This window comes from Halomonas sp. 25-S5, assembly GCF_029889845.1.
Classification (GTDB): domain Bacteria; phylum Pseudomonadota; class Gammaproteobacteria; order Pseudomonadales; family Halomonadaceae; genus Halomonas.
Genome location: NZ_JARANV010000018.1, coordinates 14,924 through 36,565, shown reverse-complemented (window position 1 = coordinate 36,565; position 21,642 = coordinate 14,924). Strand labels below are relative to the sequence as shown.

Here is a 21,642-nt window from a genome sequence, read left to right as displayed (position 1 = left end):
GGCGCTGCGCATGTCAGCGGCCCTTGTCCGGCGTCAAGATCCGGCGCCGTGGCGGCGCGAAACCATTGAATTTCCGGCGGGATGTCGTCTAAATGGCATATCTGGCTGACCGCTAGGATACCCCAGCACGGCGGCCGGCGGCTACGGGGCAGCGCCGCCCGGCCGGCACGCCCCAATCGCGATACGAGGAGATCAGCATGAGCGAGCACAAGGACCCGCACCAGGAACACCGCCTTCGCGAGGGCTACGAGCGCATGCTCGACCGGCTACGCGAAGGGGCCGAGGAGCTGACCTGGGAGAACCTGCAGCAGGAGCTCGATGATGCGGTGGAGTTCGAGGCAGAGCTGGAGGAGTTCACCAAGGACGAGCTGTCGCTGCTGCGTGCCTGGGTCGAGCGCGACCTCAAGGAGATGCGTCGCTACCTGGGCGCCGGCGGCGAGGGCGTGGCCGCCTGGCTGGGCATCGATCTCTCCATGTTGTCACGCAAGGTGGTGGATTCGCTGCTTTCCATTGCCGATCGCAGCGTGATCGAGCGGGAACAGCTCGAGGATGACCTGGAGGCGTCACGCGCCGACTACGTCGCCGGCGAGATGGCCGCCCCCGGGCGCATGGCCTGCGTGCACTGCGATGCCATCGTCGAGCTGGAAGGGGTGACCCGCATCGAGCCCTGTCACCAGTGTGGCCATCGCTATTTCGTGCGTGCGCCGAAGTAATCTGCCGGATCGCCGCCGCTGCGCGGCGGATCGCGACGCAAGCGATCGCTCCCACAGGGCGGCCTCTCCTATGCCTTAAAGGCTTGCTTCCATCACTAGAATGGCACCCACCACCAGCAGCGTCATGATGGCGGCATAGCCGAGGTTGTGGCGCATCATCGTCGTCCCGCTGACGCCATAGCGACCCTGCAGCGAGAGGTTGATACCCGAGAGGGGGCCGACGCTGGTACCCACCGCCCAGGAGGCCAGGGCCACGAAGGCGAACAGGGTCTGGCGTCCGGCGTCCAGGTCGAGCATCGAGGCAAGCACCGAGACACCGATGATGGGATGTAGGCCGGCCACGGCACTGACGACGATGGCCAGGAAGCTGGCGATGGCCTCCAGCGGGCCGAACTGGCCGAAGAGCGTCCAGGCGCTGTCCGTGGCGGCGTCGATGAACGTCGAGAGCCCCTGGGTCAGCAGCCCCGCGCAGAGGAACAGCGAGATCTCGCCGCGCATGGCCGGCAGTCGGGTGAGGGTGTGCTGATGGACCCGGTGCAGTGTCCAGCGCGGCCCGTGGGGCAGGTTGGAGAGCAGCGCCACGCCCGGTAGCAGGAAAGTGATGATGCTGACGATGGAGAGCCTGGGCGTGATGATGTAGTGGAAGAGCATCACCAGGGCCGCCATGCTCACCGGCATCAGCAGGCTGCGCGGCGACAGCGAGAAGCCGGCGGTGTCGGCCAGTTCGAAGCGGTGTGAGAGCTCGCCGACGGTGAGCATCCCCGCGGCCATGGCCAGTGGCAGCCCGAAGGCGAGAATCGTGGCGTAGTGCATCGCTGGCGCCAGGGTCATCACCACCCCCATGGAGGCGAAGAAGGGCGACCAGAGCGCGGCACTGGAGAGGCCCCGGTTGAGACCCAGCAGCTGGGGCGTGGAGAGCGGACCACGCCGCTCCAGACGATCACCGACCATGAACACCGTGGAGAGGTTGAGGATCGAGCCGAGCAGGTGGACGCCCAGCCAGGTGCCCAGCATGCCGCGGGCGCCGGTCAGGGCCTTGCCCGCTGGGCGTGACCGGCCACGCAGATTGCCGATCAGGCCGATGAAGCTGACCCCGACCAGCATGGCGACCACGTAGGTATTGCCGTCGAGGATTCCCGGCCAGTCGATCCTGGCCTCGTGCCAGATGCGGGCCAGCACCAGCAGCCCCAGGCCGATGGCAGCCAGTAACCCCGCCTGGCGTCGCGTGCGCCGAGGAATATCGACCCACAGCAGGGCCGTTGCCAGCCACAGGCAGTAGCTCACCGCATGTGCCAGCGGCAGCATGCCGGTGAACTGCGCGATCTGCAGGGTCAGGCCGGCCAAGACCAGCCCGCCGGCCAGGGCGTGGCGGGGGACGATGGTCGCCGCGGGAGTGTCGGACACGGAACGGGGATCCTCTTGCAAATAGTGAGCAGTCTAAACAATTCGCCTCGCTGCTGTCCCCGTGTTCTCTGTGGGAGTGAACGGTTCGACGTCTCGACTTGCTTCGCGATCCGTCGCGCAGCGACGGTGGGCTGCGATGGCCTGATGCGTCAGTCCCATTCCTTGGCCCCCGGTTCGCGGACGGCGTCGAGCTGGGCCAGCATGGCCCGGGCGGGGTTGGAACGGGTACGGCTGCGATGCACCAGGTAGCCCAGCGGGCGATGGATGGGCGGGTGGTCGACGTCCAGCTCGTGCAGCTCGCCGGCCACCATGCGCTCCGGCAGCAGGCTCCAGCCCAGGCCGATGGCGGTCATCATCTTCAGTGTTTCCAGGTAGTTGGTGGAGAGCGCCACCGGAAGTTCGAGCCCGGCCGAGGCGAAACGCGACTCGATCAGCCCGCGGGTGAAGGTCAGCGGGCCCGGCAGCACCGCATCGAAGGTGCAGAGCTCGTGCAGTCCCAGCCGGCCTCGCCCGGCCAGGGGGTGGTCCGGTCCGCAGACGAAGCACAGCCGGTCGACCCACACCGGCACCACCTCGAGCTGCGGATCCGGGTGCGGGGCGAGGGTCACCACGGCGAGCTCCAGCTCGCCGTCCAGTACCCCCTGATAGGCCAGCTCGGAATCCAGGAAGTGGAGGTCGAGTCGCACGTCGGGGTGCTCGCGGGTATAGGCCTTGAGCAGCGGCGGCAGCCGGTGCAGGCCGATATGGTGGCTGGTGGCCAGGGTGAGGCTGCCGGCCACGCTACCCTCGAGGTTGCCCAGCGCGCGGCGGCTGTCGTCGACCATCACCAGGATCTGTCGCGCCCGGGGCAGCAGTACCCGGCCGGCCTCGGTGAGGCTCACGCGCCGGCCGATGCGGTCGAACAGCCGGGCGTCGATCTGCCCCTCCAGCACCGCGATGCGCTTGCTGACCGCCGGCTGAGTGAGATGCAGCTGCTCGGCGGCGCGGGAGAAGCTGCCGCTGTCGGCCACGGCGAGAAAGGCCTGCAGGCTCTGCGTATCCATGGGCACCCCCGTGGCGATGATTTCAGATTCCTTAAAGGAATCCAATCCATAAATAACATGAATTGATTTTATGGGCGAGGGGCGGGAAACTGGATGCCAAGCGGCCAAGCGGCCAAGCGGCCAAGCGGCCAAGCGGCCAAGCGGCCAAGCGGCCAAGCGGCCAACGCCCCAAAAGCCACGATCAATAGTCACTGCATGGCTGAGCGGCGTCGGGGGGTAGACCGGAAAGGAGGTCCTATGCCAGGGGTGAGTAGCATTGCTCCGAACGGGCTGGCCATGGATGGCCAGCACCGGCCCTGCAAGCGAAGCGGGACGCAATAGCGAAGCAGGGCATCGGTAGCGTACAGGGAAGTATTCACAGCGCCTCCTTGGAGGTCTGCTCCCCGCAAAGCCGCGGTGGTGGTGCAATTCCGAGACCGGACATGACATCAAGGGCCATCGAGCCCGGGAGAAAGCTATGGCAGGCCAGACACTCTACGACAAGCTGTGGTCGCAGCACCTCGTCAAGGAGCGTGGTGACGGCACCGCGCTGATCTACATCGACCGCCAACTGCTCCACGAGGTGACGTCTCCCCAGGCCTTCGAGGGGCTGCGCCTGGCGGGGCGCAGGCCATGGCGCATCGATGCCAACCTGGCTACCCCGGACCACAACGTGCCCACCACCCTCAAGGAACGCGCTGAGGGCAACGCCGGCATCAAGGACCCGGTGTCACTGATCCAGGTGCAGACCCTCGACGACAACTGCGTCGAGTTCGGCATTGAGGAGTTCAAGATCAACGACCCGCGCCAGGGCATCGTCCACGTGGTGGGTCCGGAGCAGGGCGCCACCCTGCCGGGCATGACCGTGGTCTGCGGCGACTCCCATACCGCCACCCACGGCGCCTTCGCCGCCTTGGCCCACGGCATCGGCACCTCCGAGGTGGAGCACGTGCTCGCCACCCAGTGCCTGCTGGCCCAGAAGATGAAGAACATGCAGGTGCGCGTCGAGGGCGAACTCGGCACCGGCGTCACCGCCAAGGATATCGTGCTGGCGATCATCGGCCGGATCGGCACGGCCGGCGGTACCGGCTATGCCATCGAGTTCGCCGGCAGCGCCATCCGCGAGCTTTCCATGGAAGGCCGGATGACCGTCTGCAACATGGCCATCGAGGCGGGGGCCAGGGTCGGGCTGATCGCCGTGGACGACACCACCATTGATTATCTGCATGACCGCCACTACGCCCCCAAGGGCGAGCAGTGGGACGCCGCAGTGGCCAACTGGCGCAACCTGGTCTCCGATGCCGACGCCGCCTTTGACAAGGTGGTGACCCTGGATGCCGCCGAGATCGAGCCGCAGGTCTCCTGGGGCACCAGCCCCGAGATGGTCACCGGCATCTCCGGCGAGGTGCCAGATCCGGCCGAGGCCGGCGACGAGACCATGCAGCGTGGCTACACCCGGGCCCTGGAGTACATGGGGCTGGCACCGAAGCAGAAGATCACCGATATCCGCCTCGACAAGGTCTTCATCGGCTCCTGCACCAACTCGCGCATCGAGGACCTGCGCGAGGCGGCCAAGGTGGCGCGCGGCAAGAAGGTGGCCGACTCGATCCAGCTGGCCATGGTGGTGCCGGGCTCCGGCCTGGTGAAGCGCCAGGCCGAGGCGGAGGGCCTCGACAAGGTGTTCATCGAGGCGGGCTTCGAGTGGCGCGAGCCGGGCTGTTCCATGTGCCTGGCCATGAACGCCGACAAGCTGGGAGCCGGCGAGCACTGTGCTTCCACCTCCAACCGCAACTTCGAGGGTCGCCAGGGGTTCGGCGGGCGCACCCACCTGGTCAGCCCGGCCATGGCCGCGGCCGCGGCGATCGCTGGCCACTTCGTGGATGTGAGGGGGCTGGGAAACAACGGTGCCGCCAATGACGATGCCCAGGCACAGGAGGCCTGAACCATGAAGAAGTTCGAACGCACCGAAGGTCTCGTCGCACCGCTCGACCGGGCCAACGTCGACACCGACCTGATCATTCCCAAGCAGTTTCTGAAGTCGATCAAGCGCACCGGCTTCGGCGTCAACCTCTTCGACGAGCTGCGCTACCTCGACGAGGGCGAGCCCGGCCAGGATGTCTCGCAGCGCCCGGTCAACCCCGACTTCGTGCTCAACCAGCCCCGCTACCAGGGGGCCAGCGTGCTCCTGACCCGTCGCAACTTCGGTTGCGGCAGCTCGCGCGAGCACGCGCCCTGGGCCCTGGAAGACTTCGGCTTCCGCGTGGTGATTGCGCCGAGCTTTGCCGACATCTTCTACAACAACGCCTTCAAGAACGGCCTGTTGCTGGTGCCCCTGCCCGAGGAGACCGTGGACCGCCTGTTCGCCGAGGTCGAGGCCAACGAGGGCTACCGGCTCGACGTGGACCTGGAGAACCAGCGGGTGATCACGCCCTTCGGCGAGATCATCGCGTTCGAGGTGGACGCCTTCCGCAAGCAGTGCCTGCTGGAGGGGCTCGATGACATCGGCATCACCCTGAAGGACGAGGACGCCATCCGCGACTTCGAGGCGAAGCACCGCGCCGCGCGCCCCTGGCTGTTCCGCGACAGCGCCCAGGCCTGATGACATAGATCTGGCTGCCCTTGCCATGGCGAGGGGCGCCGGGGACAACCCGAAGAGGAGGTCCTACGCCAGGGATGGCGTCGGTAGCGTACAGGGAGGTATTCACAGCGCCTCCTCGAAGGCTTGTCGCCGGGGAAGCCCCGATTGGTGGGGCGGCAATACAAGGAAGCGAAGATGACACAGAAGATTCTGGTACTGCCGGGCGACGGCATCGGTCCCGAGATCACCGCCCAGGCCAGCCGCATCCTGGTGGCCTGCCAGGCCCGTGGCCTCGACGTCGAGGTCGAGGAGGGACTGCTGGGTGGTGCCGCCTATGACGCCCACGGCGAGCCGCTGCCCGCCGAGACCCTCGAGAAGGCCAGGGCGGCCCGTGCCATCCTGCTGGGCGCCGTGGGTGGTCCCCAGTGGGACAAGATCGAGGATCTCGGCAAGCGCCCGGAAAAGGGGCTGCTCGGCGTGCGCAAGCAGCTGGGCCTGTTCGGCAACCTGCGCCCGGCCATCACCTATCCCCAGCTGGCCTCTGCCTCGAGCCTCAAGCCCGAGCTGGTGGCCGGCCTGGATATCATGATCGTGCGCGAGCTCACCGGTGGCATCTACTTCGGCCAGCCGCGCGGCATCGAGGAGCGTAACGGCGAGCGGGTGGGGTTCAACACCTACGTCTATTCCGAGAGCGAGATCGAGCGCATCGGTCGCGTGGCCTTCGAGATGGCGCAGAAGCGCGGCAAGAAGCTGTGCAGCGTCGACAAGGCCAATGTGCTCGAGGTCACCATTCTGTGGCGCGAGGTGATGGAGCGCCTGGCGCCGGAGTATCCGGACGTCGAGCTCTCCCACCTGTACGTCGACAACGCCGCCATGCAGCTGGTGCGTGCCCCCAAGCAGTTCGACGTGGTGGTCACCGGCAACATGTTCGGCGATATCCTCTCGGACGCCGCCGCCATGCTCACCGGCTCCATCGGTATGCTGCCTTCCGCTTCCCTCAACGAGAGCGGTCAGGGCATGTACGAGCCCTGCCACGGCAGCGCGCCGGACATCGCCGGTCAGGGCATCGCCAACCCGCTCGCCACCATCCTCTCGGTGGCCATGATGCTGCGCTACTCCCTGGACGAGCCGGCCCTGGCCGAGCGCATCGAGGCGGCCGTGGGCAAGGTGCTGGACGACGGCCTGAGAACCGCCGATATTGCCTCCGAGGGCACGCGCACCATCTCCACTGCCGAGATGGGCGATGCCGTGCTGGCGGCCTTCGAGGCGCTCTGACGTCTAATTTCAATGATAACTATTCAGGGCCCACGGCCCCTCTGGCGCATCATCAGCGCCGGAACAAGGGCAGCCAGAAAAAACGCACCGACAATAAAGAAGCTGTCGCGATAGCCCAACATGTTGCCCTGGCTGTAGATCATGCGGCCGAGATAGTTCATCGCCCCGGCCTGGCGAATCGCTTCCGGCACACCGGCCTGCGCGAGCAAGCCGGTTACATCGCGCAGCAAGCCGGTGGTTGTGCTGTTGCCGGCGTGCTGTGCCGCCGTGAAGCTGTCTACGTAGAGCTGGGACCGTCGTTCCAGAGCGATGGAAAGCAGGTTGACGCCAAACGCCCCACCGAGCTGGCGCACGAAGTTGATCGCGCCGGAGCCCTGGCCGAGTAGCGTCATGGGGAGCGCCTTGAGGGCGCCGGCGTTCAGGCTCGGCATGATGAAACCAAGTCCGATCCGGCCCAGCATGATCCACCACGCAAACAGCCAGAAGGACGTGCCGGTATCGACGCCGGTCATCAGAAACGACGATAACGCGAAGAGTATCAGGCCGAACATGACCGTTGCATAGGCCGGCGTTTTGTCGGTCAGTCTTCCTGCGATCGGGAAGACGAGCCCCAGGATCAGCCCCGCCGGCATCAGCAGCAGGCCGGAACGGGTCGGCGTATAGCCCTGAATCGTCTGCACGAACAGCGGAATCAGGAAGGTCGAGCCGAAGATCCCGGCCCCGAAAATGAAGGCCACGACAGAGGCGCCCGCATAGACCCGGTTGGTGAAGAGCTTGAGGTTGAGCATGGGCGAGGGCGTGTACAGTTCCCAGGCGATGAAGCCGATGCCCGAGATCAAGGCGACGGCGAAGTCGCGCAGGATGGGATCGGAGAACCATCCATCACGCTGTCCATTCGACAGGCCGTTGAGCAGGGTCACGAGGAACACCGTCATCAGCCCGAAACCGATCCAGTCGAATTTGCGCGCCGGTCCCGAAGTCGACCGCCCCGGCATGAAGATGGTAGCAAGGAACAGGCCAACAACGCCGAATGGCACGGCCATGAAGAACACATAGCGCCAGCTGAAGTTGTCCACCATGATGCCGCCCAGCGTGGGGCCGAGCGCCGGGGCCAGGACCACGCCGATGCCATAGATGCCCATGGCCGAGCCGCGCTTTTCCGGCGGGAAGACCTGGAAGATCGTCTGCATGGCGAGTGGCTGGAGGATACCGGCGGCGGCGCCTTGCAGCACGCGGGCCAGGATCAGCACCCCTCCCGCCGGCGCCAGCCCGCCCATCACGGAGGCGGCGATGAAAACCGTCACCGCCAGCATGAACGTCAAGCGCTGGCCGAGCGTATCGACCATCCAGGCGTTCAGCAGCATGGTCCCGGTCATCGCGGCAAGGAAGCCTGTGGACAGAAGCTGCGCCTTGTCCTGGCCCATACCGAAGGCACCCATGATGTCGGGCAGGGCCACGTTGACGATGGTCGCGGTCAGGATGGTGGCGATCGTGCCCATCATGACCGTTCCCGTAACCAGCCAGCGATACGCCGGGCCGAAGCGGGCGAACAGCCCCTCGATACTGTCCGGGTGCGGCGCGTCAGTCACCGGTAGTGGCCTCTACCTCAACCATCATGCCGGGCTTGAGTTCGCCGTCGTCCTGCTGCACGGCGATGCGTACCGGCAGGCGCTGGGTGATCTTGGTGAAGTTGCCGCTCGGGTTGGGGTTGGGCAGCAGCGCGAATTCGCTGGTGGCAGCCTGGCCCACCCGCGTGACCGTGCCCTCGAAGCGCCGCCCCGGCAGGGCATCGACAGTGATCGTCACCGTCTTTCCGGGCCGGAAGAAGCGGATGTCGGTCTCCTTGATATTCGCCTCGACGCGCACGTGGTCGGGATCGTGAATCATCAGCAGACGCTGGCCGGGCGTGACGTATTCACCCTCGTCGATGAAGGTCTGGTCCACGACGCCGTCGAATGGCATGAGGATAGTGCGGTCTTCGAGATCGAGGGCCGCACGCTCCCTTTGTGCGCGCAGCCGCTGTTCTTCCGGACCGAGCTCGGCCAACTGGCGCTGGAGCACCGCGAGTTCCCCGCGTGCGGCCTCGGCCTCGGCAACGGCGGCGCGAGCACTCTCCAGCCCTGCCTGGGCGCTCAACACCTGTTGCCTGGCTGTTTCCAGTGCCGCCCGCGTCTGGTCCAGATACGCGCGGGTGATCGCTCCGCCTGGCGCCAGTTTTTCGGCCCGGGCGTTCTCCGTTTTCGCCAGATTGCGTTGCGCCTTTGCTGCGGCCAGCGCCGCTTCCGCAGCCCTTACCGCTGCCTGTCTGGCGGTAATACGGCTTTGTGTCTGATGGTCGGTGAGTACGATGCGGGCTTCAATTTCCTCCCGGCGGCGGGCGACGCCTGCCAGTTGCGCGTCAAGTTCCTGAGCGCGCAGGTGGCTCTCCCGCTCGTCGATCCGGACCAGCACGTCCCCTTTGTGAACGGCATCGCCCGCAATGACGTCAACGGCGGTGACCCAGCCGGGCACCCGGCTGCTTATGGCGACGATGTCGGCTGCAACGCGGGCATCCGTGACAAAGACATGGGTAAACTGTTGCCAAAGCCACCAGCCGCCGGCCCCGATAACGATCAGCGCCGCCAGGATCGCACCATACAGTCGCAGTCGCAGTCGCCGTGGCCGGGCGCGGCCAGGCGGGGAAACCGCCTCTGACGCAGCTTGCGTCTCCTTGTCGGGGGCCGTGCGTAGATTGATTTCCGGATCGTCGCTCTGGCGCTCCGGGCGGTTCACTCGCTGGTCCATGGCTCACCTGTCTATCGGGATTTCATGCGTAAGCTGCATCGCCGTTTCCGCGCCACCCAGCTTGCCGGCGATCTTCTCGAAGACCTTCAGACAGGTCGTCACCTCCGCAGGGGATATGTCGGAGAGGATTTCCGCGCGAACCGCCGCTGTGGTTGCTTCGATTTGTTCCAGAATGGGAGTGGCCTTCGCGCGCAGGTGAACCGATTTGGTGCGGCGGTCGGCAGCTTCTGTTCGGCGTTCGATCAGCCCCTCGGCTTCAAGTCGGTCCAGCGTGCGCACAAGGGTCGGCCCCCGCACCCCGACCGCCTCGGCCAATTCGCGCTGGGTTGCCGCATGGGGCAGCCTAGAGAGTTGCAACAGTGTCAACCAGCGGGAGTCGGTGAGGCCGAAGGCGGCCAGCCGCCGGTCGATCTCGGCGCGCCATAACCGGGCGACCAGCCCGAGGTGGAGGCCGAATTGTTCCTGATCGTTGAGAGACCGCTTCATTTTATTGCCTGAATGGTTTCCTTTGTTATTATGATAGGTAGCTAGCTAATAAATGTCTAGAGGCAGGATCAAGCCCCGCCGCCTGTTCTGTCCGCAGCCTGCCCGGGAAGGCCCCTCATGGCGCTTATTGAAGGAGAACCGCACATGTACCAGACGATCCTCCTGGCCTATGACGGCAGCCAGCAAGGCCGTGAGGCGCTGGCTCAGGGGGCCGAGCTGGCCTCGCTTTGCCGGGCCCGTGTCTATCTCCTCGCCGTCGTCGCCCATGAGCTGGGTGTCGCACTCGCTGAAGCGGTGGCAGCCTCGGAAGACTTGCCGGAGCGTGAATATCAGGAAGTGCACCGCGTACTGACGGAAGGCGCTGAAGGATTGCGGCGGGCGGGACTGTCCGTGGAAACGCGTATCAGCATGGGCAACCCGGCCGAGGAGATCGGCCGAATGGCCCTTGAGGTCGGCGCGGATCTGATCGTGGTCGGTCACCGCGAACAGACGGCGCTGGCCCGGTGGTGGCGTGGCTCCGTCGGCGCCTCGCTGCTTGCCCACACGCCATGCAGCTTGTTGGTGGCCGTTTCGGGCACGAGGCCCGCTTGATGCGCTGCGCGCCCTAATTTTAATTTTGGGCCAGACCCTTAAGCCGCTGCGTCACTCGGGGTCTGACCCCTGTGCCCCAGCGCTCGGCGCTCGGCGCGGCTTTCTGTATAATGTCTGCCACATTCGATTTCTGGAGGGCTTCACATGTTGAAAGTCGGTTTTGTCGGTTGGCGTGGCATGGTGGGTTCCGTGCTGATGCAGCGGATGCTCGAGGATGGCGATTTCAAGGGCATCGAGCCGATCTTCTTCACGACCTCCCAGGTCGGCCAGGACGGTCCCGCCATCGGCGTCGACGTGCCTCCGCTCAAGGATGCCTTCGACCTGGAAGCCCTCAAGGCACTGGACGTGATCGTGACCTGCCAGGGCGGCGAGTACACCGAGAAGGTCTACGGCGATCTGCGTCAGGGTGGCTGGAAGGGCTACTGGATCGATGCCGCCAGCACCCTGCGCATGGCGGACGAGGGCACCATCGTCCTCGACCCGGTCAACCGCCACGTCATCGATGCCCAGCTGGCGAAGGGCGCCAAGACCTTCGTCGGCGGTAACTGCACCGTCAGCCTGATGCTGATGGGCCTCGGCGGCCTCTTCGAGGCGGATATGATCGAGTGGATGACCTCCATGACCTATCAGGCCGCCTCCGGCTCCGGCGCCAAGCACATGCGCGAACTGCTCAACCAGATGGGTAGCCTGCGTGACAGCGTGGCCGACGAGCTCGCCGATCCGGCCAGCGCCATCCTCGACATCGATCGCAAGGTCACGGCGGCGATGCGCTCGGGCGACTTCCCCACCGACAACTTCGGTGCCCCGTTGGCCGGCAGTCTGCTGCCCTGGATCGACAAGCCCATGGACAATGGCCAGAGCAAGGAGGAGTGGAAGGGCTCCGTGGAGACCAACAAGATTCTCGGCCTCCAGGACAACCCGATTCCCATCGATGGGCTCTGCGTGCGCATCGGTGCCATGCGCTCTCATAGCCAGGCCTTCACCATCAAGCTCAAGAAGGACGTCCCGATCGACGAGATCGAGGATCGCCTGGCCCGCCACAACGAGTGGGTCAAGGTGATTGCCAACGACAAGGACGCCACCATCGATGGCCTGACGCCCGCTGCCGCCACCGGCACCCTGAGCGTGCCGGTGGGTCGCCTGCGCAAGCTGGCCATGGGCGGCGAGTATCTCTCCGCCTTCAGCGTCGGTGACCAGCTGCTGTGGGGGGCGGCCGAGCCGCTCAAGCGGATGCTGAAGATCCTGCGCGAGCAGTAAGCCACGTGCGGTTGCCCATGACCGCATGAACGAAAGCGGGACGCCCATGTGGCGTCCCGCTTTCCGTTGGTCGTTGGGCGTTGGTCAGCCAGGATTCGCGCGTTTAGCGATCAATGGCTTATGTTGCGAGTACGATGGCCGGTGATGATCCGGGAGGGCGCCGGCGCAGGGAATGTGATACATAGTCACCATAATCACTAAGAAAATACTACCAGGCCGCCGCCGGGGCTCGGCGGGGCGCAGTGGAACGACGCAAGGGAACCCGATGAAACGCAAGCTGACACTCGCCATGCTGCTTTCGCTCTCCGCCGCCAGCCCGCTGGCGCTGGCCCTCGGCCTGGGGGAGGCCGAGGTCACCTCGACGCTCAATGCGCCGCTGCGGGCGAGCATCCCCTTGACGGACAGCAGCGGCCTGCAGGCCGATCTGCTCAATGTCTCGGTGGCCGATGAGCGCGCCTTCTCGGCGGCCGGCCTGCCCCGTACCCCGCTGGCGGCCAGCGTGAAGATGGACGTGACACGACGGCAGGGGCGCCTGATTGTCGACCTGACCACCGAGCGGGCCGTGCGTGAGCCCTGGGTCGATCTGCTGCTGCGCTTCGACTGGCCGGGTGGCCAGCAGCTGCGGGAAGTGACCCTGCTGCTCGATCCGCCGGACTATGACCAGCTCCCGGCCCTGGTCGCGGCGTCCTCGACCGCGCCGCGGGAAGCCGTTTCCGCGCCTCGCGCGTCTGCCCCGGCGGCAGAATCCTCCTCCCGCCCGCTGGCCCGCACCTCCGACGCGGGCGCGGGCAACCCCGCCTGGGTGCGCAGCGGCGACACCCTCTGGGCGGTGGCCGGCCGGCTGAGGCCGGGTAGCGGCATCAGCATGAACCAGATGATGGTCGCCCTGGTGGAGGCCAACCCGGAGGTCTTTCCTTCCGGCAACATCAACGCCATGCGGGCCGGCTTTACGCTGGTGGTGCCGTCCCGCGAGGCCATCGCGGCACGCGCCTCCGCCGAGGCCGACCGTGTCGTCCAGGCCATGAACCAGGCCTGGGCCAATCGCGGCAGCGGTGCGCCGGCGCGAGTGGCACTGGGCGGTCCCTCCGACGCCCCGGCATCGGCCGTGGCCAGCGCCCCGGCACAGCAGGGGGCCTCGGCGGAGCCTGCGGACGAGGTGCCGCCAGAGGCGGTCGAGGCGGCATCCAGCGATGCCGCCCCCAGTGGCGAGGACGCGACCAGCGCGGAGGGGCAGCGGCTGACGCTGCTCAGCGATGCCCAGGTGGCCGCCGAGGGCGGGGTGCCGATCGACGGCGTCTCGGATCAGCAGGAGGCTGAGTCGTCCGCCGGGACGCCGCCGGGGGAGGAGGCTGCCGCAGCCTCGCTGGCCATGCCTTCGGGTGCCACAGGGGAGGGGCCGTTTATCGACCCCGAGGTGCTGGCGCTGATCCAGGGTGGCGGCGAGCTGACCGAGGACCAGCGGCTGCTGCGCCTCGAGGCGCGTTGGCTCGAGAATCGCCAGGCCCTGGAGGCGGTTCGCAGCGAGCGTGACGAGCTGCAGTCCCAGCTCGGTGACCTTCGCGAGGAGCTGGACGCCATGCGTGACCAGCTGGCCGCGATAAGTGCCGGCGGGCAGGGCGCAGATGCCCCGGGCAGCGGTGGCGTGGTGGCCCCCGGCAGCGAGCCGGAACCTGCCCGGCAGGCGTCCTGGTGGGGCGCGCTCTACCAGGGCGGTACCGACCGCAACCTGATGCTGGGCGGCGCCGGGCTGGCACTGCTGCTGGCGCTGTGGGCCCTGGTGCGCCGCCGCCGCCGCGAGGAGAGCGAGCCGGCGCCGGTGTTCAACGAGGCGCGCCCGGTGGACCCGGCGGCCAGTGGCGTGGTGGTGCCGGGCGGCCCCCAGGCGCAGGAGGCCGATGTCCACGGCGACGACAGGGCGGCGCCGGTGCGCGAGTCCATGCCCGAAGCCGAGGCGATCAACGAGGCCGACATCTTCATCGCCTACGGGCGCTACGACCAGGCGCGTGAACTGCTGGAGTCCAGCCTGGCACGGGAGCCCGGCCGTGATGACCTGAGGCTCAAACTGCTGCGGGTGCAGCTGGAGCAGGGCGATCATGCGGCGGCAGCGCGCCAGGCCGAGCAGCTGCGCGCGGGTGGGGACCCGGATGTCCAGGCCCAGGTCGCCCAGCTGATGGAGCGCCATGTCCGCAACGCCCCGGCCGCCCCTGCGGCAGCGCCCGTGGCGGATACGCCGGCCGACCGGGCCATCTTCCCCAAGGCCGACGAGCTTCCCCCGCGGCGCTTCGATGACCCCGACGCGCCTGACGACCCGCACGCCCAGGACGACGCCGCGACGGACGAAGCGCCTTCTCGTGACACCCCCTCGGTTGAGGCACCGAAGGAAGCACGCGACACCCCCTCCGGCGAGGTGCCGAAGGAGGCGTCGGCTAGCCAGGCGGTGCCCGACGCAGCAGCCTCGGCCGGAGAGCCGGCCGATCCGCTGGCGCGCTATCGTCCGCCCGAGCTGGAGCCAGATCCGCAACCGGAGCCGCAGGAGGCTGAGGCCCCTTGGCCGGATGCCGCCGCGTCGTCCGATCCGGATGGCGAGGCGCTCGACGAGGTTTTGCCCGAGCAGGAGCCCAAAGGGGCCGATGAATTGCCGGCAGAGCCTCTGGCCACCCACCAGGCGGATAATGGACGCGAGATCATCGACTATCGTCCCCCGACCCTGGAGGAGCGCCCGGCGCCCCGCGAGGAGACGCCCATGCAGCCCAGCGTGGAGTTCACCTCGTCCGCTGGCGGAGGCCGCGAGGCAACGGATGCCATGCCTGGCATCAGGGCCGAGCGCGACATGCCCGAGGAGTGGGACGTCGAGGAGGTGGCCTTCCCGCCGCTGTCGCGGGATAATGCCCACTTTTCCGCGGTGGCTTCCTCTACCTCGACCCTGGCCGAGGCGCGGCGCCTGCTGGACGCCGGCGAGGCCGGCCAGGCCCGTGCGCTGCTCGAGAGCCTGATCGACGAGTCCGACGACCCGGATACCCGACAGGGGGCCCGCGAATTGCTGGACCAAACCCCGCCATGAGGCCGAATGACCCTTTTCCGATCCCTCGATGACCACCATCCCCTGACCGGCCGCCTGGCCATGGGGGTGGAGTACGACGGCAGCGCCTACTGCGGCTGGCAGCGCCTCAGGCATGCCCCCTCGGTGCAGGCGGCAGTGGAGGCGGCGCTGGCCAAGGTGGCGAACCAGTTCATCACCGTGCATGCCAGCGGTCGCACCGATTCCGGTGTCCATGCCACCCGCCAGATCATCCATTTCGATGCCCCGGTGCCTCGTTCGCAGAAGGCCTGGGTGTTCGGCGTCAATGCCAACCTGCCCCGGGATGTCGCGGTTCGCTGGATAAAGCCGGTCCCCGACAGCTTCCACTCCCGCTTCAAGGCCCTGGCTCGGCGCTACCGGTACGTGATTCTCAACCAGCCGAGCCGCCCGGTGCTGGAGCGGGCCTACGCCACCTGGTGTCGCGACCCCCTGGATGCCGAGGCCATGCATCGCGCCGCCCAGGCGCTGGTGGGTGAGCATGACTTCTCGAGCTTCCGTGCCGCCGGCTGTCAGTCGAAGACCCCCTGGCGCCACCTCCACTTCATCGAGGTACACCGTCACGGCCCGCTGGTGGTCGTCGACGTCCAGGGCAATGCCTTCCTGCACCACATGGTCCGCAATATCGTCGGTGCCCTGGTCACGGTGGGGCGCGGCGAGCGTGGCGACGACTACCTGACCGAGCTGATGGCCCTGAAGGACCGGCGGCTCGGCGACGTGACTGCCCCGGCCTGTGGTCTGCACTTCGTCGACTCACTCTACGACGAGGCGTGGGGGCTGCCCCGCGAACCGCTGGGCCCCAATCTGCTGGCCTTCCTCGGCGAGTGGACCGGCGAGCGGCCGTTGCCCGACTGCCCGATGGTCGAGTTTCGCCGCGGCATGCCTGTAGCGGCAGGTGAGCACGTTTAATAGCCTCGGTCTTATGCTTGATGTAGAGGGAGCCGAGAGTGCAGCGTAGCCCTTGGGGGCTCCCCACGAATGACGTGACGATATCGGCATGTTCGAAGGTGTTTGCGCCTCATTCGAGCACGGTGCCGCGCCCCTGGGGTCTGACCCCGCTGCCACATATTGCACCAACCCTTTGATATCACTGAGCACTCAACAAGCTGGGGGTCAGACCCCAAGGGCTACGCCGAGCTCTCTGTCCCTCCACCAGAAGAGGTTACTCCCATGCCCCTGCGTACCCGCATCAAGTTCTGCGGCCTGACCCGTCCCGAGGATGTCGATGCCGCCGTGGCCGCGGGTGCCGATGCCCTGGGCTTCGTGCTCTGGCCGGGCAGCAAGCGTGCCATCGATGCGGAGAGGCTGGCCGAGCTCTGCGCCAGGGTGCCGGCCTTCGTCACCCGGGTCGGTCTCTTCGTCGACCCGGCTCCGGCACTGGTGGCACGCTGCGCCGAGCACCTGGACCTGCTGCAGTTCCATGGCGACGAGTCCCCCGCGGCCTGCATGGCCGCCGGCCGCCCCTGGATCAAGGCATTGCGCATGCGCGATGGCCTCGATCTCCACGCCGCCGCCGAGGCCTACGGCGGGGCGCGGGCGCTGCTGCTGGACGCCTACCGGCCGGGCGTGCCGGGAGGCACCGGCGAGACCTTCGACTGGTCGCGAATCCCCGCAAGCCTGGCAAAACCTGTTATCCTCGCCGGAGGCCTGACGCCGGACAATGTGGCCGAGGCGATCGCGGCCGTGGCCCCCTTCGCCGTGGATGTTTCCGGCGGCATCGAGGCCGCCCCCGGCGTCAAGGATGCCGCGCGCATGGCGGCTTTCCAGCGGGCCGTGCGCCGGGCCGATGACGCGCGTTGCGGCGCTTGACCCGTTCGCTTCACCCCGTTTCCCCTACACCCCTTCTGGCGACCCTATGAGGTGTCTTTCGTGAGCAAGTTCAGTGACCTGACCCGACTGCCGGATGCCCGCGGCCATTTCGGCGCCTACGGCGGTCGGTTCGTCTCGGAGACCCTGAGCTTCGCCCTGGATGAGCTGGAGAAGACCTACCTGAGTCTTCGCGACGACCCGGCCTTCCAGGCGGAATTCGACTATGACCTGGCCCATTACGTGGGCCGCCCGTCACCGCTCTACCATGCCGAGCGATGGTCGAAGCAGCTCGGCGGGGCACAGATCTGGCTCAAGCGCGAGGACCTCAACCACACCGGCGCCCACAAGGTGAACAACACCATCGGCCAGGCGCTGCTCGCCAAGAAGAGCGGCAAGCCGCGGGTCATCGCCGAGACCGGCGCCGGCCAGCACGGCGTGGCGACGGCCACCGTGGCAGCGCGGCTGGGGCTAAAGTGCGAGGTCTACATGGGCGCCGAGGACGTGCAGCGCCAGAAGCTCAACGTCTACCGCATGCGCCTGCTGGGGGCCAACGTCATCCCGGTGGAGTCCGGTACCCGTACGTTGAAGGACGCCATGAACGAGGCGCTGCGCGACTGGGTGACCAATGTCGACGACACCTTCTATATCATCGGCACCGTGGCCGGGCCGCATCCCTATCCGATGCTGGTGCGCGACTTCAATGCGGTGGCCGGGCGCGAGGCGCGTGAGCAGTCCTTCGTGGAGTTCGGCAAGCTGCCCGATGCGCTGATCGCCTGCGTGGGCGGTGGCTCCAATGCCATGGGCCTCTTCTATCCGTTCGTCGAGGATGACGACGTCGCCATGTACGGCGTCGAGGCCGGTGGCGATGGCGTCGAGACCGGCCGCCATGCCGCGCCCCTGGCCTCCGGCGCGCCCCGCGGCGTGCTGCACGGCAACCGTACCTACCTGATGTCAGATGAGGGAGGGCAGGTCTCCGACACCCACTCCATCTCGGCGGGCCTGGACTACCCCGGCGTCGGTCCCGAGCATGCGCTGTGGAAGGACGTGGGCCGGGTCAACTATGTCGCCGCCAACGACACGGAGGTCCTCGAGGCCTTCCGCGAGCTGACCCGCGTCGAGGGCATCATGCCGGCCCTGGAGTCCGCCCATGCCCTGGCCTATGCCAAGGTGCTGGCCCCCACCATGCGTCCCGACCAGAACATCGTGATCAACCTCTCCGGCCGCGGTGACAAGGACATCATGACCGTGGCAAAGATCGACGGGATCGAATTCTAGATGACGGCCCAGACCATGAATCGTATCGACCAACGCTTCGCCGCGCTCAAGGCCGAGGGCCGCCGCGCGCTGATTCCCTACATCACCGCCGGTGACCCGGCACCCGCGCATACCGTCGGCTTCATGCACGCCCTGGTGGAAGCCGGGGCCGACATCATCGAACTGGGGGTGCCGTTCTCGGACCCCATGGCCGATGGGCCGGTGATCCAGAAGGCCTGCGAGCGCGCCCTCAGGCACGGCGTGCGACTCTCCCACCTGTTCGAGATGGTGCGCGAGTTCCGCCAGACCGACGGCGAGACCCCGGTGGTGCTGATGGGCTACCTCAATCCGGTGGAGCGCATCGGCCTTGCGGCCTTCGCCGATCAGGCCGCCGAGGCCGGCGTCGACGGCGTGCTGATCGTCGACATGCCGCCCGAGGAGGCCGACGAGGTGGGGCCGCTGCTCAAGTCCCGCGGGCTGGCCTCGATCTTCCTCGTCGCCCCTACCACCTCTCGCGCCCGGGCCGCTACAATATGTGCCCACGGCGAGGGCTACATCTACTATGTTTCGCTGAAGGGCGTGACCGGCTCGGCGACCCTCAATGCCGAGGACGTGGCCGAGCACCTGGCGCCGCTGCGCGAGCTGACCGACCTGCCGCTGTGCGTGGGCTTCGGCATCCGCGACGGGTCCTCCGCCGCCGAGGTGGGCAAGGTGGCCGATGGCGTGGTCGTCGGCTCGGCGCTGGTCAACCGCATCGCCGAGAATGCGGAGCGTCCCGAGGCGATCCCGGCCGCCCTGAAGGCGGTACTGGGGGAGATGCGCCAGGCCCTGGACGCCTGATCCGCGCCCGTCGCCAACCGAATCGACCCTGCCCCCGGCGCCGCCGGGGGCATCAGCCTATACGGAAGTGTTTCTGACATGAGCTGGCTAGACAAGATCGTGCCCTCGGTGGGCCGCATCCAGCGCAAGGATCGCCGGGCGAGCGTGCCTGATGGCCTGTGGCGCAAGTGTCCCAAGTGCGAGGCGGTGCTCTATCTCCCCGAGCTGGAGAAGCACCATAACGTCTGCCCCAAGTGCGACCACCATCTGCGGCTGACCGCCCGCAAGCGGCTGGACTGGTTCCTGGACAAGGAGGGCCGCGAAGAGATCGCTGCCAACCTCGAGCCGGTGGATCGCCTCAAGTTTCGCGACTCCAAGAAGTACAAGGACCGCCTGGCGGCGGCCCAGAAGGAGACCGGCGAGAAGGATGCGCTGATCGCCATGCGCGGCTCCCTGGAGGGGCTGCCGGTGGTGGTGGTGGCCTTCGAGTTCACCTTCATGGGTGGCTCCATGGGGGCCGTGGTGGGGGAGAAGTTCGTGCGTGCCGCGACCGTTGCCCTGGAGGAGGGTATCCCGCTGATCTGCTTCTCCGCCTCCGGCGGCGCACGGATGCAGGAGGCGCTCTTCTCGCTGATGCAGATGGCCAAGACCTCGGCGGCCCTGGAGAAGCTCAAGCAGGCCGGCGTGCCCTACATCTCGGTGCTGACCGATCCGGTTTTCGGGGGTGTCTCGGCGTCCCTGGCGATGCTCGGCGACCTCAACGTGGCCGAGCCCAATGCGCTGATCGGCTTCGCCGGGCCCCGGGTCATCGAGCAGACGGTCCGCGAGCAGCTGCCGGAAGGCTTCCAGCGCAGCGAGTTCCTGCTCGAGCACGGCACCGTGGACATGATCGTGCCGCGTGGCGAGATGCGCGAGCGACTGGGCGGCGTGCTGCGCAAGCTCAGCCACTGGCCGGTGGCCGGGCAGGGCGCTGACGTCGGCGACGAGCCCGATCTCGTCCAGGCGGCCGAGCAGGCCGAGCACGAAGAGGGCCTGGCGATGACCGGCCCGTCGTCGGCCGCCGAGCCGGAGGTCGACAGCGATGTCGAGCAGGCCGGCGAGCGCCCCGATCCGGCGCGCTGATCGATCGGCATGAGCGATCACGCCCTTCCCGATACGCTTCCGGCCTGGCTGGCGCGGCTGGAGGCGGCCCACCCGGTCGGCATCGACCTCGGCCTCGAGCGTGTGGCCGAGGTCGCGCGTCGCATGGGCCTGTTCGATGCTCCCCTTGCCGGCCGGGTCATCACCGTGGCCGGTACCAACGGCAAGGGGTCGACCGTGGCCATGCTCGAGGCACTGGCCCGGGCCCATGGTCTCCCCACAGCGACCTACACCTCGCCCCACCTGCTGCGCTACAACGAACGCCTGCGTCTCGACGGCCAGGAGACCGATGACGCGACGCTGATCGCTGGCTTCGAGGCGGTGGAGGCGGCGCGTCTGGCGGGCGAGCCCGTCAGCCTGACCTACTTCGAGGTGGGTACCCTGGGGGCGCTGTGGGCCATCGCCCGAGGGCGAGCGGACCTGGCGATCCTCGAGGTCGGTCTCGGCGGCCGGCTGGATGCGGTCAACATCATCGACCCGGACGTGGCGGTGATCACCACCGTGGCCCAGGACCACGCCGCCTTCCTCGGCACCGACCTGCAGGGCATCGGCCGCGAGAAGGCTGGCATCCTGCGTGCCGGTCGGCCTGCGGTGCTGGGCAGCACGACGCTGCCGGACAGCGTGCGCCAGGTGGCTAGCGAACTCGGCGCCGCCATTTATGCCCTGGATGAGTCGTTCTGCCGTGAGGGAGAAGGTGAAGGCTGGCGCTTCCGGAGCTTTCGGAGCCTTTTTGGGGGCAGACCCCAGTCAAGTGGCCCTTTTGGGGTCAGACCCCAGCCAAGTCGCCAGGTCCAGCATGGTGCACTTTTCCAGCAGCGACCCCCTCATCCGGGGTCTGACCCCAAAACGCTCACCGATCTCCCCGACCCGGGCCTACCCCTGGACAATGCCGCCACGGCCCTGCAGGCCCTGAGCCTGGTCGGTGTCGATCTGGACGCGGACGCTTGTCGCCGCGCTCTTGCCGGTGTGCATCTGCCGGGGCGCCTGCAGTGGCTGGGACAGTGGTGCCTGGATGTCGGCCACAACCCCCATGCCGCCGGCTATCTGGCCCAGCGCCTGACGGCGCGCCCCTGCACGGGACGCACCATCGCCCTGCTGGGCATGCTCGCCGACAAGGATGCCGATGGCGTGATCGCCGTCCTGTCGCCGGTGGTGGATGCCTGGGTGCCGGTGAGCCTCGCGGGGGAGCGTGCCCGCACGGCGGATGACCTGGCCGAGCGCCTGGCCCGCCACGGCGGTGAGGTGTGGCATCGCGGCAGCTCGCCGGTCGAGGCGGCCGAGTGGCTGGCGGCTCGGCTCGCACCCGAGGATCGGGTGCTGGTCTGCGGCTCCTTCTTCACCGTGGCCGAGGTGCTGGAATGGTGGCTGGCGGCGAGCAAGGCATCGGATCAGACTGCAGGGGAAGATACGCTCATCGACGAGGGAGCGAGATGA

The 21,642-nt window shown here is 67.5% G+C and carries 18 protein-coding genes; 13 read left to right on the top strand and 5 right to left on the bottom strand.

Annotated features, from left to right (window positions below; genetic code table 11):
* Window positions 1-197 precede the first annotated feature (197 nt).
* Window positions 198-713 carry a zinc ribbon-containing protein gene (locus OP498_RS13070; RefSeq protein ID WP_280553814.1) on the top strand — a complete coding sequence of 172 codons (516 nt, stop codon included), beginning with the start codon at window positions 198-200 and terminating at the stop codon, window positions 711-713.
* 75 nt (window positions 714-788) lie between these two features.
* Here OP498_RS13070 and OP498_RS13065 read toward each other — a convergent pair whose 3' ends face one another.
* Complete coding sequence (locus OP498_RS13065; RefSeq protein WP_280553813.1) at window positions 789-2,117, bottom strand: hypothetical protein; 1,329 nt, start codon at window positions 2,115-2,117, stop codon at window positions 789-791.
* Window positions 2,118-2,266: 149 nt separating this feature from the next.
* Window positions 2,267-3,160, bottom strand: coding sequence for a LysR family transcriptional regulator (locus tag OP498_RS13060; RefSeq protein WP_280548531.1), 894 nt, complete (start codon window positions 3,158-3,160; stop codon window positions 2,267-2,269).
* A gap of 457 nt (window positions 3,161-3,617) precedes the next feature.
* Here OP498_RS13060 and leuC point away from each other — a divergent pair, with 457 nt between their 5' ends.
* The 3 genes from leuC (at window position 3,618) to leuB (ending at window position 6,992) form a co-directional block, all read left to right on the top strand.
* Window positions 3,618-5,081 carry a 3-isopropylmalate dehydratase large subunit gene (leuC, locus tag OP498_RS13055; protein WP_280553811.1) on the top strand — a complete coding sequence of 488 codons (1,464 nt, stop codon included), beginning with the start codon at window positions 3,618-3,620 and terminating at the stop codon, window positions 5,079-5,081.
* 3 nt (window positions 5,082-5,084) lie between these two features.
* Window positions 5,085-5,738: a 3-isopropylmalate dehydratase small subunit gene (leuD, locus tag OP498_RS13050; RefSeq protein WP_280553810.1), complete on the top strand. Its 654-nt coding sequence runs from the start codon at window positions 5,085-5,087 to the stop codon at window positions 5,736-5,738.
* 174 nt (window positions 5,739-5,912) lie between these two features.
* Complete coding sequence (gene leuB, locus OP498_RS13045; RefSeq protein WP_280553808.1) at window positions 5,913-6,992, top strand: 3-isopropylmalate dehydrogenase; 1,080 nt, start codon at window positions 5,913-5,915, stop codon at window positions 6,990-6,992.
* A gap of 23 nt (window positions 6,993-7,015) precedes the next feature.
* Here the strand turns inward: leuB and OP498_RS13040 are convergent, their stop codons facing one another.
* Genes OP498_RS13040 through slyA form a run of 3 tightly spaced genes read right to left on the bottom strand, consistent with a single transcriptional unit; the run spans window position 7,016 to window position 10,262 of the window.
* Window positions 7,016-8,581: a DHA2 family efflux MFS transporter permease subunit gene (locus OP498_RS13040; protein ID WP_280553807.1), complete on the bottom strand. Its 1,566-nt coding sequence runs from the start codon at window positions 8,579-8,581 to the stop codon at window positions 7,016-7,018.
* A complete protein-coding gene (locus OP498_RS13035; protein WP_280553806.1) occupies window positions 8,574-9,776 on the bottom strand; it encodes an HlyD family secretion protein in 1,203 nt (400 codons plus the stop codon). The genes OP498_RS13040 and OP498_RS13035 overlap by 8 nt, the downstream gene beginning before the upstream one ends.
* Window positions 9,777-9,779: 3 nt before the next feature.
* On the bottom strand, window positions 9,780-10,262 hold the full coding sequence (slyA, locus tag OP498_RS13030; protein WP_280548149.1) for a transcriptional regulator SlyA: 483 nt from the start codon (window positions 10,260-10,262) through the stop codon (window positions 9,780-9,782).
* Window positions 10,263-10,406: 144 nt separating this feature from the next.
* Here slyA and OP498_RS13025 point away from each other — a divergent pair, with 144 nt between their 5' ends.
* The 9 genes from OP498_RS13025 to OP498_RS12985 all read left to right on the top strand — a co-directional run bounded on the left by OP498_RS13025 (window position 10,407) and on the right by OP498_RS12985 (window position 21,642).
* Complete coding sequence (locus OP498_RS13025) at window positions 10,407-10,853, top strand: universal stress protein (protein ID WP_280548148.1); 447 nt, start codon at window positions 10,407-10,409, stop codon at window positions 10,851-10,853.
* 144 nt (window positions 10,854-10,997) lie between these two features.
* Window positions 10,998-12,110 (top strand): aspartate-semialdehyde dehydrogenase, encoded by a 1,113-nt coding sequence (asd, locus tag OP498_RS13020; RefSeq protein WP_280553805.1) that lies wholly within the window; start codon window positions 10,998-11,000, stop codon window positions 12,108-12,110.
* A 265-nt stretch (window positions 12,111-12,375) separates the two neighbouring features.
* Window positions 12,376-15,171, top strand: a complete 2,796-nt coding sequence (locus OP498_RS13015) for a FimV/HubP family polar landmark protein (RefSeq protein ID WP_280553804.1) — start codon at window positions 12,376-12,378, stop codon at window positions 15,169-15,171.
* Window positions 15,172-15,177: 6 nt separating this feature from the next.
* The gene (gene truA / locus OP498_RS13010) at window positions 15,178-16,095 is read left to right on the top strand and encodes a tRNA pseudouridine(38-40) synthase TruA (protein ID WP_280553803.1); all 918 of its coding nucleotides are present in this window, start codon (window positions 15,178-15,180) and stop codon (window positions 16,093-16,095) included.
* Between the two features lie 261 nt (window positions 16,096-16,356).
* Complete coding sequence (locus OP498_RS13005; protein ID WP_280553802.1) at window positions 16,357-16,995, top strand: phosphoribosylanthranilate isomerase; 639 nt, start codon at window positions 16,357-16,359, stop codon at window positions 16,993-16,995.
* A gap of 60 nt (window positions 16,996-17,055) precedes the next feature.
* Window positions 17,056-18,270, top strand: coding sequence for a tryptophan synthase subunit beta (trpB, locus tag OP498_RS13000; RefSeq protein WP_280548143.1), 1,215 nt, complete (start codon window positions 17,056-17,058; stop codon window positions 18,268-18,270).
* Between the two features lie 15 nt (window positions 18,271-18,285).
* Entirely contained in the window at window positions 18,286-19,089 is an 804-nt protein-coding gene (gene trpA / locus OP498_RS12995; RefSeq protein ID WP_280553841.1) for a tryptophan synthase subunit alpha, read from the top strand.
* Window positions 19,090-19,167: 78 nt separating this feature from the next.
* Window positions 19,168-20,190, top strand: coding sequence for an acetyl-CoA carboxylase, carboxyltransferase subunit beta (gene accD / locus OP498_RS12990; protein WP_280553801.1), 1,023 nt, complete (start codon window positions 19,168-19,170; stop codon window positions 20,188-20,190).
* Window positions 20,191-20,199: 9 nt separating this feature from the next.
* Window positions 20,200-21,642 (top strand): folylpolyglutamate synthase/dihydrofolate synthase family protein, encoded by a 1,443-nt coding sequence (locus OP498_RS12985; RefSeq protein ID WP_280553800.1) that lies wholly within the window; start codon window positions 20,200-20,202, stop codon window positions 21,640-21,642.